Consider the following 14,889-nt stretch of genomic DNA (forward strand, 5'->3'; position numbering starts at 1 on the left):
AATTAGTGTATAATCTTTCAGAAAGCAAATAAGCCTTCGTGTATAATTTCACCTACTGTAGGATGAGGAAATACGATTTTTCTGAATTCATCGATCGTATAGCCTTTTTCAATTGCGATACCAGCAATGATAATTAATTCTGATGCCGGATTGCCTAGCATATGACAGCCAATGATCACATCGTTCTCGTTGGCAATGAGTTTGCAGATGCCATTTGTCATTTCGTTTTCGGCAACAAATCGCCCCGAATATGCCATCGGTAGCTTGCTTACTTTGTATTTTATGCCTTTGGCTGTCAAGTCTGCTTCAGTAGCACCAACACCTGCTATTTCAGGATTGGTATATACAACACCCGGAATAGCTTTGTAACTCATGTGGTCTTCTATACCGAGAAGATTGTTTATAGCTACTTCACCTTCGCGAACGGCTGTGTGCGCAAGAAGTGAATAGCCCGTAACGTCGCCACAAGCGTAAACATTAAGATTTGATGTCTGCATTTTTTCGTTTACCTGCAGTCCGCGACCGAACATTTCGAGGTTTAGATTTTCCAATCCGAAACCTTGAGTAACAGGTCGGCGACCTGTACTAAGAAGTATTTGTTTAGCTGGAATAGTTACTTGCTCACCATCTTTCTCTATAATCACGCCTTCGGTGTTAACTTCGGTTACTTTCACTTCCATGTAGAAGTCTATTCCTGCTTTCGTATATTCAGCTTTCAGTGTTTCAGAAAGCTCGTTGTCCATATTCCCTAGTATTTGAGGAAGCATTTCTATGACACTTACTTTCACACCGAGTGTGTTGAAGAAATAAGCGAATTCCATCCCTATGACCCCACCGCCGATGATAGCTAGTGATTCCGGTAGTTCTTTCGCGCTTAGTGCTTCGCGTGATGTCCAATAGGGAACGTCTTGCAGTCCTTTGATTGGAGGGATAGATGTCTCGGAACCAGTGCATAACAATAGTTTTTTACATGCAAATTTTTCGTCGTTGCAAGCAATTTCTATTTGTTCGTTGTTTTCTCCTATTATTTCAGCTTGTCCGTTGATGATTGTTACTTCGTGAGCAGCAAGTTTCTGTTTGATGCCTGCTACAAGCTTGCGAACTACTTTGTTCTTTCTCGAAATGATTTTAGCTATATCAGCCGATACTGTGCCTTCGGTGTTTACTCCGTATTTTGCCGAATTATTTATACTTGCAAGAGTTTTTGCCGAGTATAATAAAGTCTTTGTAGGTATACAGCCTTCGTTGAGGCAAACTCCACCTAAAGCGTTGCACTCGAATAAGATCGTTTTTAATCCGCCAGCGGCAGCTCTTTCAGCAGCAGTATATCCTGCAGGGCCTCCCCCGATTATAGCCAAATCGTAAATCATAGCATTTGTTTTTAGAGTTAGTAGTCTAATACAAAATTAAACATTTAAACGAATCCGTCTAATTTAGGACAGACTTTATTTTGTGCGGTAGAATTAGATGAATGTTATATCTTTGTGTTCTAAATATGTTAGTTATGAAATATAGCATATATAAATTTTTTATAATTGTTTTTCTTGTTCTTGTAAGTGACAATATTGATGCTCAAAATAGACAAGAATTGAGTAAAATTGCTCTTGAGATAGAGCAAGAAGGTAAAGAGTTGTTCATACTCGAAAAAACGGCTTGGCTAGGTAGTGATATTCTTCGGGAAGTTCATAAAAATCCAGAGAAAGTAGGAGGGTACTTTTCTTATCTGAAAGATGGCGGTTCTGTGTGCGTGTTCTTTTCACGTGATAAGAATCCGAATGTAATAGCTTCTGTTAGTTTTGATCCGCTTTTTACTGAATCGAATACTGTTGTAAATTTGACAGAGCGCACTCTGTATCGTGAAGAAAAAGAGTTGTATCAGATTCGTAAAAAAGCGCTTGAGATGGTAAATACCGATTCGCTTTTTAAGACTTACTCTAACTCGAATCTGAATATCATTCCAATGGTTTATAAAGGAACACCGAAGGTTTATGTGCTGACTAGTCCCGAACAAGCAGGTGTTATTTTGTTTGGAAATGATTATGAAATTATATTCAATCAAAACTCGGAAATGGTTTCGAAAAGAGCTTTACATAAAGGCTTGATACCGATCTATTATGAAGGACGTAATGGGTTGGCGAAAGCTTCGGTACATTCGCACGTATCAGGTAAAGACGAATTTATCACTCCGACCGATATTTGTAGTTTGATGCTTTATCAGGATTTTATTCCTTGGGAACGTCATTATGTGATGACTCCGAAGTTTGTCAGTGTATGGAATTGTAAGCAGAATAAACTGAATATACTTACTCGTGAAGAATTTGATAAAAGTGTAAATTCTGGTAAATAGAAAGAAAAAGTAGATTCTGTATTAAAATAGCAGGAGTTTTGATGACTTTTTTATCAAAACTCCTGCTCTCCTTATATGATTTTGTGTTACTTATACTTTTACTGTCGCTGGTTTTAGAGTTTCTTTGATGGTTGCCCATTGTTGTTCCTCTATTTTGGGACCGATAACTTGTATTACATGTTCGGCAAGAAGAGTTCCTATATTGCCACACTCGAGCAAAGGCATGTTGTGTGTCAATCCGTAGATGAATCCAGCGGCATACAAGTCGCCAGCTCCGGTTGAATCGATTCTCTTAACAGGATTGGCAGAGACTAATACCTTGTTGTCTCCTTTCTGAATCCATGATCCACAGTTGCCTGCTTTGACAATTGCTATTTCGGTGATAGCTGCCAGTTTCGATACGGCTTCTTCGGGTGTTATATCTTGATGATACATGGCCTTGGCTTCTTCTTCGTTGGCAAAAATAATGTCGACTAATTCGGGGATAATTTCGAGTAGGAAATCGCGGCTGCCTTCTACTACATTGTAGCTTGCGAAGTCTAGAATTACTTTCAAACCTGCTTTTTTAGCCAGTTTCATTGCTGTGCGTATAAGGTCATAGTTTTGCACAAGATAGCCTTCGATGTAGAAATAATCATAGCCTTCGAACATGCCTTCTTGCAGATCTTCTGGTGTCAGCAATGCTGCTGCTCCTAGATATGTTCCGAATGTGCGTTCTCCGTCTTTCGAAATAAATGTAGTTGCAACTCCAGAAGTCTCTTCTACTGTCGATAATAGTGGATTTACGCCATAGCGAATGAGGTCTTGACGATATAAGTCACCAAATGAATCGTTGCCGACTCTTCCGATAAATCCCGTTTCGACTTCCACGCAAGCAAGACCAACTATTGTGTTTGCAGCCGATCCTCCGGATACAATTGTTGTGTTAAGCTTATTTATTTCTTTCGATAGCTCATGAAATCTTTTTTCATCAATTAATTGCATACTCCCTTTCGGAAGATTCAGTCTATCAAGTGTTTCGTCGTTGTCTATGATTGCCAGTACATCGACAAGGGCGTTGCCCATTCCTAATACTTTCATTATTTTTCAAAAATTTTTGACAAAGATATTGTATAATTCAGAAATATGCCCTACTTTTGCATCACTTTTGATAAGAAAATATTCTTCCTTAGCTCAGTTGGTTAGAGCACCTGACTGTTAATCAGGGGGTCCTTGGTTCAAGTCCAAGAGGAAGAGCAGCTGGAAAGCATCTTCGTCAGAAGTAAATTCTTCTTTAGCTCAGTTGGTTAGAGCACCTGACTGTTAATCAGGGGGTCCTTGGTTCAAGTCCAAGAAGAAGAGCTGAAAGCCGTAGAACGAAAGTTTTGCGGCTTTTTTGTTTTTCTCTTTCCTGCCGTTAAAAAGTGACACTTGTGTACAGATTTCTTCCTTTTTGTAGAGTGAGTTTTTTGATAATGTAATCAGTTTACCAATTTACTTTCTTTATAGATAAACTTTCTTAATTTTATCGCTACTACTTCATCGATGTTGAATTGGTTCTATCGATATGGAGTATCTTGGAGTGAAAATGCTTCAAAATGGGCTTGAAGTCCGAAGTTTAGGCGTTCAAAAAATACGTTGTTATATGGCTAAGATGAATGAGTCTATAGGAGATTATAAGTCTCCGGATAAAAATTACGGTATCGATTTTGTCTGGGAAGGTGAAATACGTTTTGGTCCGGCTTATTATAGTATAGTTTTAAATGGCTCTCCTCTTGTTGATAAAATATTCGGATTTGAATTTAAGTGGCGTTCCGACTCCTCATTCTTGGCTTTGCAGCAATGGTTGACTGTCGATTATAGAAAGGGGCCCATTACTGCTTTGTTGTTGGTTGATCTGAAATGTGGTAAAATGGCTCAAGTATCAATTGCTGAAAAGGGTTTTGTAAATCCGCTTAGATTTGAGGGCAATCTTGTTATTTTTGAAAAAGAATATTACTCATCTGGGTTGACGAAAGAATATGAGATTGATCTTAGAACTGTAGATAATTGGGAAAGTATAAGGTGAAATAAAAGTTTGATTATATATGGGGACGCAGCTTTTTTCTGAAAAGATAAGAGAATATGAGAATGTGCAATTTACGAATGAATCGCTGTCGGAGTTAGAAATTGCAAATGTGTATTTTGATGATTGTCGGTTTGAAGGATGCGATTTTAGTTATACCGTTTTCGTCGATTGTACTTTTGTGAATTGTGTTTTTCGTAATTGTAATATGTTATTGGTTAAAATACCAAATACGAATTTCAACGAGGTAGCTTTCGAAAATTGTGATATGATCGGTGTAGACTGGACTGTGGCTCGATGGTTTCGCTCATCGAAGAGGACAAAGCAGAATTTTCCGATTACGTTTCGATCCAGTCGTTTGAATAACTCTATTTTTATAGGCTTGGACTTGACGAATGTTCTTTTTGATGATTGTATAATCAAAGAAGCCTTTTTCAAAGACGCTTCAATGGAAAATGCTGTTTTTGGGAAATGTGATCTGGATGGAGCGATTTTTAATAATACCTATCTCAGAGGGGCCGATTTTTCATCGGCTAGAAATTATACGATAGATATTCGTCAAAATAATATAAGCCGGGCAAAGTTTTCTCTGCCCGAAGCCATGTCGTTGATTTATTCGCTTGATATTGAATTGCAGGATAGTGAAGATTGATCGATGCTGTTTGATTATTCTTTGAAATAAACACGTTTTACGCGATGTGACACAGATGTGAGTATTTCGTATGGAATCGTACCGATCAAGTCGGCTAGAGTAGTTACAGATGGATCTTCACTAAAAATAACAACACTATCGCCCTCTTTGGCTTCAATACCTGTAATATCAATCATTGAAAGGTCCATGCAGACATTGCCTACATAAGGAACTCGGTGTCCGTTAACTACTGCGTAGGCTGTGCCGTTGCCTAAACGGCGATTCAAACCGTCGGCATAGCCAATACGAATGGTTGCTATGGTCGAATCTTTTTCGATTTTGCCACGCCTGCCATATCCTACGGTTTCTCCCTCTTTGATGTGCTTGATTTGTAGAATAGTAGTTTTAAGACTACATACGTTTTTCAATCCTTTCAATCCGCTTGCGCTGATTCCGTACAAGCTGATTCCTAGGCGAGCCATGTCGAATTGTTCGTCGGCGAAACGTTCTATTCCTGCTGAGTTGAGGATATGTTTGTAGATGGGATATTTCAGCCCATCTTCAATAGTCGAAGTTATGGCCTTGAAGGTTTCGATCTGCTGGGTAGTGAAGTCGTCGAATGCCCAACTTTCGCTTGCAGCTAAGTGTGAGAATGCTGATTGTACGCGTAGGCTGTTTTGTTCGTTCAGTAAGCTTATAAGCTGAGGTAGATCCTCTTCGGTGAATCCCAAACGATGCATACCACTGTCTATCTTTATGTGTATAGGGTAATCGGACAGTCCTTGTCGGCGGGCGGCCTTGATGTATGCTTCTAAAATGCGGAAGTTGTAAACTTCGGGTTCGAGGCAATATGTAGCTAGTTCGTCGAAGCTGTTAACTTCAGGATTGAGAATGATGATTGGTACAGTAATGCCCGATTTACGGAGTATTACTCCTTCTTCGGCAACGGCTACCGCCAGATAGTCACATTTGTGATATTGTAGGGTTTTTGCTACTTCTACTGCTCCCGCTCCGTAAGCGTCGGCTTTTACCATACAAACGAGTTTGGTTGATGGTTTTAGACGCGATCGATAAAAATTGTAGTTGTGTACAACTGCATCTAGATCAACTTCTAGTACTGTTTCGTGGGTTTTCATCTCGAGAAGTCGGTCAATGTCTTCGAATGAAAAACTCCGTGCGCCTTTCAGTAATATGATAGAGTCGGATAGATGTTTTATTTCCGGAGAATTGATGAAGTCTTCGGTCGAAAGAAAGAATGTAGCATCTAGATTCGCAAAAATATCTTTCGATTTGTATATCTCAGGGCCGATGGCTATTAGCTGATTAACTTCAGCTCCTTTTATCAGTTGTAAAGCATAAGCGTATAGTTTATCCCTGCCTAATCCCGATTGGGGTATGTCGGAAAGGATGAGCACTTTCTTTAGATTTGTACTAGCTGCCCTTTGTTTCAGAAAATCCAATGCTATGCTTAGTGAATTTATATCAGAGTTGTAGGTATCGTTGATTAGTGTGCAATTGTTCTTGCCAGGTCGTATATCCAGACGCATGGCAACGGGTTCCAGCTGTTTCATGCGCTCGGCAATAACCATTGGAGGAACTCTCATATATAGTGCTGCACAGAAAACGTTCATCGCATTTTCCATTGAGGCATCATCAGTAAACGGAATTTCGAGTTTAAGTGAAATCTCGAGGGCTGTCATATTGATGATTGTTCTATCTTGCAGTTTTTCGATTTTGTAGATCTTTACGGGGCAAGACGCTGCGGCACGACGGGACCAAGTCATTCTTTTCTGAGACAGACAAGCCGAGTCCATACATTCTTCGATGATCTTGTTTTCTTCTTCGCATATGATGATGTCGCAATCGACAAATAATTCGAGTTTCTCGTGACATTTCTGTTTCAAAGAGCTGAAGCCTTCTTGGTGGGCTTGTCCGATGTTTGTTATGATTCCAATACTTGGTTTTATAACCGATTGCAGATTAGACATCTCTTCGGGCTGAGAAATACCGGCTTCAAAAATTCCGACTTCGGTACTTTCGTTTATTTGCCATACGGATAGAGGTACGCCTATCTGTGAATTGTAGCTTCGTGGCGAATGGGTAACATTTTTGTCGGGGCTTAGGATCTGGTAAAGCCACTCTTTGACAATTGTTTTACCATTACTTCCGGTGATTCCTATTACGGGTATGTCGAATTTGCTGCGATGGTATGCCGCTACTTTTTGGAGGGCTGTGAGTGTGTTTTTTACTACAAGAAAATTTGCATCAACCATATCTACCCATTCGGCTTGCATATGAGTAACTACAAAGTTGCGGACGTCTTGCTCGTAAAGGTCTTTTACGAATTTGTGGCCGTCATTGGCGTTAGTTTTCAGGGCGAAAAAAAGAGTCTCGTCGGGGAATAGTACTTTTCTGCTGTCTGTCAGTAGTATGCTGAATGTCGAGTCACGGAAACTTTGGTCTTTAATGCCAAGTATCGGGGCTATTTCTTGTATGGAATATTTCATTGTAATGCTTGCCTCCTTTTATTTAACAGTACAATTTCGTTGTTACAACAAAGGTATGTATATTTCTCCTGAAACTTATTTAATTTATCTATAGTTTGGATTAAAAATTGTTTATATTCTTCGCCTTTATCGTTTAATGGACGATGGTCGATTGCAGCTTGCAATTTACTCCATTCGCTTATGATTGTGCTTGTCTCTTTATTGAAGAATGTTCTCTCGAAAAGTTCCCATATATATTCTATTGCTGTGTTGTTTGGGTGTGTCATATCCTCGGAATAGAAGCGGTAGTCGCGCAAATCATCCAGCACGGTCTCATAGGCAGGAAAGTAATAGCAATTGTCATGCTCAGAGCACAATTTATCAATAGCTAACAATAAAGTCGATTTGCTAAGTTGATTGTCGTGTAGTCCGTCTTTCAGGTGCCGGATTGGGCTTACTGTAAAAACGATTCTTAGTTTTTTATTTGCTTCGCGAAGTTGATCAATCAGCTCTGTCCAGTCGTCAGCTATTGTGTCGACATCCAATCGGTAGCGGTTGAATGCCGATGCTGGTATTTTGTGACAATTACCTACTATTTCGCCGCTTCCTTTGTGTTTAAATACATAGGCTGTCCCAAATGTGATGAAAAGAACAGAGCTAGTAGCCAGATGTTCGCTTGCTTGATTGAATGATTCGTTGATTTTATTTAAGCATAGCTCGGAGTTTGTATCCGAGAATTGGCTGTGATGCCAGAAGCTTTGGAAAATACCTCTATGCTCGAAAAGTTCGTTCTCAACAAAAGTCCGTTTTTCTATCAAGCGACGGATAGCCTTGCTTATCGAGGCTGGATTGTATAGAATACCATAAGGGTTGAGGTTGATGTTGAATTTGCTTTTTTGTAATCGTTCTCCGATGTTTTGAGCAAAGCATGAACCAATCATTGTGATAGTGTCATGATGGTTGAGGTTGAACCCAAATTGAGGCGTTTCTATTTCTGTGCGAAAGTTCATAGGTGTTGTCTATTTGTAACAAATATAGATAAAATATAACTAAAGCGAAAGCAAAAAAGGCATCCACAATGGATGCCTTCTAATTAATTTATTTAAAGCTTAAAATTTAATTCCGTATCCAAAGAATAGATTGAAATTATCCCAATCAGAGAAGGTGTATTTCATTTCCAGATTGAGGTATGTGTTGCTTGTTATTCCATAGTCTATCCCGGCTCCAAGGTTGAATCCCCATTGTGTAAATCCTTTCGATTTGTGTTCGTGATTGCCGCTATATCGTGCATTTTGCATCGAAAGACCTAGTAGCGGGTATAAAGAAAGATCGGGAGTAACTGCATCTAGGTTAAATGCATAGTGTAAGTTTACATCTACGTCTAGTCCAGTTACTTTGTCCTTAGGGAATACAAAGTATATATCCGGAGCAATACGCAGGTTGTCTACAATCGCGTAGCGTCCTTCAGCTCCTAGCATGAAGCGTCCTGGATTTGATTTTACACCTCCCTGAATGATAATTGACTTCTCGCCTTGTGCCGATTGAGCGAAAGCTCCGATTGCAAAACTGGCGATGAATGTGATTAGTAGTAAAGTTCTTTTCATATTAGTCAAATTAGTTAATATTAGCCTTTTATCGCACTGTCTTAGCTGAAATTGTTGTCTAGCAAGCACTCAAAAAGCTTGAAATACGTTTCAAATTTAGAATAAATATGATGTTAAGTCGTGTCTAAGGTTATATAAATTGTATTTTTTATCTAAATGATGTGAAAATTGAATGATGTTGTGTGTCGCTTGTTTGGAGGGCTTGTCGTAAAATGATTCTCGAATCTCGTAAATTTCGCTAATAAATTTTTATCTTTGTGCCTTTTATATTTACAAACTTAGGCTAAATTTGTTTGGGCTCATTCTGAAGGCCTAAAAGCTGACATAACAACAAGTAAGGACGACGTGGCAAAAGGAAATAAGATAGTAGAAACTCCAATGATGAAGCAGTATAACGAGATAAAGGCAAAGCATCCTGATGCAGTGCTGTTGTTTCGCGTTGGTGATTTTTACGAAACGTTCAGTGACGACGCTATTGCTGCATCCGAAATATTAGGGATAACACTTACTCGTCGGGCAAACGGAGCAGCTTCGTTTGTAGAACTTGCAGGATTTCCGCATCATGCATTAGATACTTATTTGCCGAAATTGGTTCGGGCAGGTCGTCGTGTGGCAATATGCGATCAGTTGGAAGATCCGAAACAAACTAAGTCCATTGTAAAAAGAGGTGTTACAGAATTGGTCACTCCTGGTGTATCAATCAATGATAACATACTGAATTATAAAGAAAATAACTTCTTGTGTGCAATCCATTTTGCGAAAAATCAGTTCGGAATAGCATTTACAGACATTTCGACAGGAGAATTTTTCGTGGCCGAGGGCACAAAAGATTATATAGATAAACTGCTGACCAACTTTGCTCCGAAAGAAGTGTTGTTGGAACGTAGTCGCAAGAAACAATTCGAAGAAAACTTCGGATCGCGTTTCTTTATTTTCGAACTTGAAGATTGGGTATTTACCGAAGATACAGCACGTAACAGACTGTTGAGTCATTTCGAGACCAAAAATCTGAAAGGGTTTGGTGTAAATGATATGACAAATGCGATTATTGCAGCAGGGACTGTATTGCATTATCTGGATGCAACACAGCATACGCAATTAGGTCATATAACATCGCTTGCGCGTATCGAAGAAGACACTTACGTGCGTTTGGATCGTTATACGGTTCGCAGTTTGGAGTTGATCGCTCCGATGAACGAAGGAGGAAAGAGCTTGCTGAATATTCTCGACCGTACGGTGTCGCCTATGGGAGCGCGATTGCTGCGTCGTTGGTTGGTTTTTCCTTTGAAGAATATCGATCAGATCAACAAACGCTTGTCGGTTGTTGAATACTTTTTCAAAGATTTGGACTTGAAATCTTTGTTGGAAACACAGCTCTCACTGATTGGCGATATGGAACGTATCGTATCAAAAGTTGCGGTGAATCGTGTAAATCCTCGTGAGTTGGTGCAATTGAAGGTTGCCTTATCTGCTCTTGAACCTATCCGTGCGGCGTTTTTAGCTTCGGGCGAAGCGAACTTGCGTGAGATTGGAGAAAAACTGAATCTCTGTCCCGAGATACGTGATCGTATTGAGCGCGAACTGCAACCCGATCCGCCGTCAATGCTGAACAGAGGAAATGTTATTGCTAAAGGAGTCAATAAGGAACTTGATGAGTTGCGTGAAATTGCATACTCGGGCAAGGATTATTTGATGCATATTCAGCAGCGCGAAAGTGAGAAAACGGGAATCCCTTCTTTGAAGATCAGTTTCAATAATGTTTTTGGCTATTATATCGAAGTTCGCAATACACATAAAGATAAAGTTCCTGCCGAATGGGTGCGCAAGCAGACGCTTGTTAATGCCGAGCGATATATTACGCAGGAATTGAAAGAATATGAAGAAAAAATTCTGGGGGCTGAGGAAAAAATAGGCTCTCTTGAGTTTGCTATATATAACGATCTGGTTACATCTCTATTAGACTATTTGAGCCAAATACAGAAAAATGCCAATCTGATAGCTCAGGTAGATTGTTTGTTATCGTATGCCAAAGTGGCTAAGGAAAACAAATATATCCGACCAGAAGTTAGCGATAGTGATGTGTTGGATATCCAGAATGGACGCCATCCTGTTATCGAAAAACAGTTGCCTATCGGTGAAAGTTATATTGCTAATGATGTGATGTTGGATAGTGATACGCAGCAGATAATTATGATCACCGGTCCGAATATGGCGGGTAAATCAGCATTATTGCGTCAAACAGCTCTCATTACGTTGATGGCTCAGACGGGAAGTTTTGTCCCGGCCGATTCGGCTAAAGTTGGACTGGTTGATAAAATATTTACACGTGTAGGAGCTTCCGATAATATCTCATTAGGCGAGTCAACTTTCATGGTCGAGATGAACGAGGCGGCTGATATATTGAACAATATGTCGCAAAAGAGCTTGATCCTCTTCGATGAATTAGGGCGTGGAACAAGTACTTATGATGGTATATCGATAGCTTGGGCAATAGTGGAATACATACACGAACATCCCAAAGCCAGAGCCAAGACTTTATTCGCTACTCACTATCACGAGCTGAATGAAATGAGCAAATCGTTCAAGCGAATAAAAAACTATAATGTATCTGTAAAAGAAATTGATAATAAAATTATATTTTTGCGTAAACTCGTTCCTGGAGGAAGTGAACACAGCTTTGGAATTCATGTTGCAAAGATGGCGGGTATGCCGCAGAGTATTGTCAAACGGGCAAATACGATTCTGAAACAATTAGAGAGTGATAATCGTAAGCAGGGGATATCGAAACCAATAGCCGATATTCAGGAAAATCGTGAAGGTTATCAACTCAATTTCTTCCAATTGGACGATCCGGTATTGAGTCAAGTTAGAGATGAAATTAAATCGCTGGATATAAATAACCTGACTCCGATGGAAGCATTGAACAAACTTAACGAAATAAAAAAAATAGTGTCGGGAAAATAGATATGTGTCCTGAAACGGAAAACATTGAAAAGTGATCCTACTTTATTATACAAACATCAATTATGAAACTCTCATTTGTAAGTCCGGTATATAGGGCAGAAAAAATAATTCCTACACTTATTAGTCGTATCGAAGCTTCGGCTAAGCAACTAACAGATGATTATGAAATTATTTTAGTTGATGATTTTAGTCCTGATCATTCGTGGACTGTGCTTGAGCAGGAAGCAATGAAAAATGAACGGGTTAAAGCTATTAAGTTAAGCCGTAATTTTGGTCAGCATTATGCTATTACTGCAGGATTGAGTTACGTTACCGGAGATTGGGTTGTAGTCCTAGACTGTGATCTACAAGATCAGCCCGAGGAGGTCGTAAAACTGTATGCTAAAGCAGAGGAAGGATACGATATTGTTTATGCCAGACGTCAAGAACGAAGTGATTCTTTTTTGAAGAAATTATCGTCGACAGTATTCCATAAAGTTTTCTCTTATTTAAGTGGACAGAAAACTGATAAAACAATTGCTAATTTTGGTATATACAACAGAAAGGTGATCGATGAGTATAATAAAATGCCAGAGGTGGCACGATCGTTTACATCATTGATTGCTTATGTCGGTTTTCCTACCACAGCTATCGAGGTAGAACATGCGTTAAGGTTTGATGGAAAAAGCTCTTACTCGTTGAGGAAGCTGCTTAAACTGACATTTGATGTTATTATAGCGAATAGTAATAAACCATTGCGAATAGCTGTCAAATTAGGTTTTAGTCTGAGTGTAATCTCTTTTTTACTAGCGATCTATAATTTAATTGCCTACCTTGTTGGCGCTATAATGGTTCCGGGATATACAACTACAATATTTTCTATCTGGTTTGTAGGCGGACTTATCCTTTTTGTACTTGGTATTATTGGTCTATACATTGGAAAGATATTTGATCAAGTAAAAGGGAGACAGATATTTATTGTTGAAAAAGAAATGAATATTGCTAAATGAAAATATCTGCTTATAATGTAACATTAACCAGATTGACTGAAGATAAGATTGAGCTTATCCGTCAATGGCGGAACGATCCGAAAATATCTCAGTACATGGAATATCGCGAGCATATTACGGCAGAGATGCAACTCAATTGGTTTCGGAAAATCGATAACGAGAATAATTATTATTTTATCATTGAGTTTGAAGGTAAGGAGATTGGTCTGGCTAATCTACGCGATATAGATTATGAAAAGAAAGAAGGCGAAGGTGGAATTTTTATCTATGATGATAGTATGTTGAATTCTACAGTTTCTTTTCAGGCTGTTTTGGCTATCAATGATTTTTCCTTCGAACGATTGAATCTGGATAGAATATTAATACATGTTTTGAAAAATAATAAACGTGCTATTTTATTCAATAAGGCATTGGGCTATGTTCGTGTTGATACTGATGAAGATGTAGAAAACGAACCTTATGTTTTAGAGAAAGAAGTATACTACAAAAAACGAAATAGTTTAATTAATTTAATTCAATAAAATAGATTTACGATGGAAATTAATTCATTTGTGCAAAACTTTGCAAATCAATTTGAGGATACAGATCCAAGTGTTTTTACTCCAACTACTAAGTTCAAAGAGCTGGAAGAATGGTCATCTCTTTCTGCACTATTAATCATTGCTATGATGGATGAAACCTATAATGTGAAAATTAAAGGAGATGATATCCGTAATTCTGTAACAATCGAAGACTTATTCAACGTTGTAAAAACAAAGTAAATAAAGCATGGCTTTTTTTAAAATATCCAATGTCGAAGTAAAGGGAATTGCAGCTTGTGTTCCGTCACATATCGACGAAAATATTAATTACCCTATTCCGGAAGAAGATATTAAGAAATTAATATCTTCAGTTGGAATAGAGCGAAAAAGAGTTGCTGGTAATGATGTTTGTACTTCAGATTTGTGCTGTAAAGCAGCTGAAATGCTATTGGCTGATTTGAAGTGGCAAAAAGAAGATATAGACTGTTTGATTTTCGTTACACAAACACCAGACTATATAATTCCTGCTACATCTTGTATTTTGCAAGAACGATTAGGACTCAAAGAAGAATGTTATGCTCTTGATATATCTTTAGGCTGTTCGGGGTATGTTTATGGGATGAGCACTATTGCTTCGTTAATGACAGGTGGATTTTTCAAAAAAGGTCTGCTCCTAGTAGGAGATACGATTTCTAAAATGTCTTCGGAAGAAGATAAGAGTACCTGGCCTTTGTTCGGAGATGCAGGAACAGCTACAGCTTTTGAGTATAATACTGAAGCGGAAAATATATATTTTCATGTGGCTACAGATGGATCGGGCAAAGATGCCATAATTATAAATGACGGAGGGTACAGAAACATGGTCTCTGATGTTAGTTTTGAGATGAAAGATTATGATGGAGGAATAAAAAGATCTGATCTCAATATCGTTTTAGATGGTATGGATGTCTTTTCATTTGCAGTTTCTAAAGCTCCACAAACGATAAATAAACTTTGCGAGAATTTTGAGATTAATCGTGAGAATATAGATTATTATATATTTCATCAAGCTAACTTATTCTTGAACGAAACTGTTCGAAGAAAAATGAAAATAGATAAGGCAAAGGTGCCATATTCTCTGAAGAACTTTGGTAATACCAGTTCAGCTTCTATACCATTGACAATGGTTACAGAAATCAGAGAACAACTGACAACTCGTAAATTGAACCTGATAGGATGTGGCTTTGGTGTAGGTTTATCATGGGGAAGTGTTGCTTTTTCTACTACAAATATTGTTTGTCCCGAACTAGTGATATACTAAAAA

The 14,889-nt window shown here is 38.6% G+C and carries 13 protein-coding genes and 2 tRNA genes; 10 read left to right on the forward strand and 5 right to left on the reverse strand.

The window, feature by feature from the left end; translation table 11 throughout:
• Nucleotides 1-17: 17 nt before the first annotated feature.
• Nucleotides 18-1,370 carry a dihydrolipoyl dehydrogenase gene (gene lpdA, locus C1A06_RS06155; protein WP_101689378.1) on the reverse strand — a complete coding sequence of 451 codons (1,353 nt, stop codon included), beginning with the start codon at nucleotides 1,368-1,370 and terminating at the stop codon, nucleotides 18-20.
• A gap of 134 nt (nucleotides 1,371-1,504) precedes the next feature.
• Between lpdA and C1A06_RS06160 the strand changes: the two genes are divergently transcribed.
• A complete protein-coding gene (locus C1A06_RS06160) occupies nucleotides 1,505-2,347 on the forward strand; it encodes a hypothetical protein (RefSeq protein ID WP_145996354.1) in 843 nt (280 codons plus the stop codon).
• 90 nt (nucleotides 2,348-2,437) lie between these two features.
• Here C1A06_RS06160 and C1A06_RS06165 read toward each other — a convergent pair whose 3' ends face one another.
• On the reverse strand, nucleotides 2,438-3,430 hold the full coding sequence (locus C1A06_RS06165; protein WP_101689380.1) for an adenosine kinase: 993 nt from the start codon (nucleotides 3,428-3,430) through the stop codon (nucleotides 2,438-2,440).
• Between the two features lie 79 nt (nucleotides 3,431-3,509).
• Here C1A06_RS06165 and C1A06_RS06170 point away from each other — a divergent pair.
• The 4 genes from C1A06_RS06170 to C1A06_RS06185 all read left to right on the forward strand — a co-directional run bounded on the left by C1A06_RS06170 (nucleotide 3,510) and on the right by C1A06_RS06185 (nucleotide 5,043).
• Nucleotides 3,510-3,583 (forward strand) — tRNA-Asn (locus C1A06_RS06170).
• A gap of 31 nt (nucleotides 3,584-3,614) precedes the next feature.
• Nucleotides 3,615-3,688: transfer RNA gene (locus C1A06_RS06175), tRNA-Asn, on the forward strand.
• Between the two features lie 283 nt (nucleotides 3,689-3,971).
• Entirely contained in the window at nucleotides 3,972-4,394 is a 423-nt protein-coding gene (locus tag C1A06_RS06180; RefSeq protein ID WP_221405677.1) for a hypothetical protein, read from the forward strand.
• Nucleotides 4,395-4,413: 19 nt separating this feature from the next.
• The gene (locus C1A06_RS06185) at nucleotides 4,414-5,043 is read left to right on the forward strand and encodes a pentapeptide repeat-containing protein (RefSeq protein WP_101689381.1); all 630 of its coding nucleotides are present in this window, start codon (nucleotides 4,414-4,416) and stop codon (nucleotides 5,041-5,043) included.
• A 14-nt stretch (nucleotides 5,044-5,057) separates the two neighbouring features.
• Here C1A06_RS06185 and C1A06_RS06190 read toward each other — a convergent pair whose 3' ends face one another.
• From C1A06_RS06190 to C1A06_RS06200, 3 genes are all read right to left on the reverse strand, one after another.
• Complete coding sequence (locus tag C1A06_RS06190) at nucleotides 5,058-7,529, reverse strand: bifunctional UDP-N-acetylmuramoyl-tripeptide:D-alanyl-D-alanine ligase/alanine racemase (RefSeq protein WP_101689382.1); 2,472 nt, start codon at nucleotides 7,527-7,529, stop codon at nucleotides 5,058-5,060.
• A complete protein-coding gene (locus tag C1A06_RS06195; RefSeq protein ID WP_101689383.1) occupies nucleotides 7,526-8,518 on the reverse strand; it encodes a GSCFA domain-containing protein in 993 nt (330 codons plus the stop codon). The genes C1A06_RS06190 and C1A06_RS06195 overlap by 4 nt, the downstream gene beginning before the upstream one ends.
• Nucleotides 8,519-8,617: 99 nt before the next feature.
• A complete protein-coding gene (locus tag C1A06_RS06200) occupies nucleotides 8,618-9,112 on the reverse strand; it encodes an outer membrane protein (protein ID WP_101689384.1) in 495 nt (164 codons plus the stop codon).
• 378 nt (nucleotides 9,113-9,490) lie between these two features.
• Between C1A06_RS06200 and mutS the strand changes: the two genes are divergently transcribed.
• The 5 genes from mutS (at nucleotide 9,491) to C1A06_RS06225 (ending at nucleotide 14,886) form a co-directional block, all read left to right on the forward strand.
• Nucleotides 9,491-12,076 (forward strand): DNA mismatch repair protein MutS, encoded by a 2,586-nt coding sequence (mutS, locus tag C1A06_RS06205; RefSeq protein WP_101689521.1) that lies wholly within the window; start codon nucleotides 9,491-9,493, stop codon nucleotides 12,074-12,076.
• A 62-nt stretch (nucleotides 12,077-12,138) separates the two neighbouring features.
• Nucleotides 12,139-13,065 carry a glycosyltransferase family 2 protein gene (locus C1A06_RS06210; protein WP_101689385.1) on the forward strand — a complete coding sequence of 309 codons (927 nt, stop codon included), beginning with the start codon at nucleotides 12,139-12,141 and terminating at the stop codon, nucleotides 13,063-13,065.
• Nucleotides 13,062-13,586, forward strand: coding sequence for a GNAT family N-acetyltransferase (locus tag C1A06_RS06215; protein ID WP_101689386.1), 525 nt, complete (start codon nucleotides 13,062-13,064; stop codon nucleotides 13,584-13,586). The genes C1A06_RS06210 and C1A06_RS06215 overlap by 4 nt, the downstream gene beginning before the upstream one ends.
• A gap of 12 nt (nucleotides 13,587-13,598) precedes the next feature.
• On the forward strand, nucleotides 13,599-13,826 hold the full coding sequence (locus C1A06_RS06220) for an acyl carrier protein (RefSeq protein WP_101689387.1): 228 nt from the start codon (nucleotides 13,599-13,601) through the stop codon (nucleotides 13,824-13,826).
• A 7-nt stretch (nucleotides 13,827-13,833) separates the two neighbouring features.
• Nucleotides 13,834-14,886, forward strand: coding sequence for a ketoacyl-ACP synthase III (locus tag C1A06_RS06225; protein WP_101689388.1), 1,053 nt, complete (start codon nucleotides 13,834-13,836; stop codon nucleotides 14,884-14,886).
• Nucleotides 14,887-14,889: the final 3 nt, after the last annotated feature.

Source organism: Dysgonomonas massiliensis, assembly GCF_900240225.1.
Lineage (GTDB): Bacteria > Bacteroidota > Bacteroidia > Bacteroidales > Dysgonomonadaceae > Dysgonomonas > Dysgonomonas massiliensis.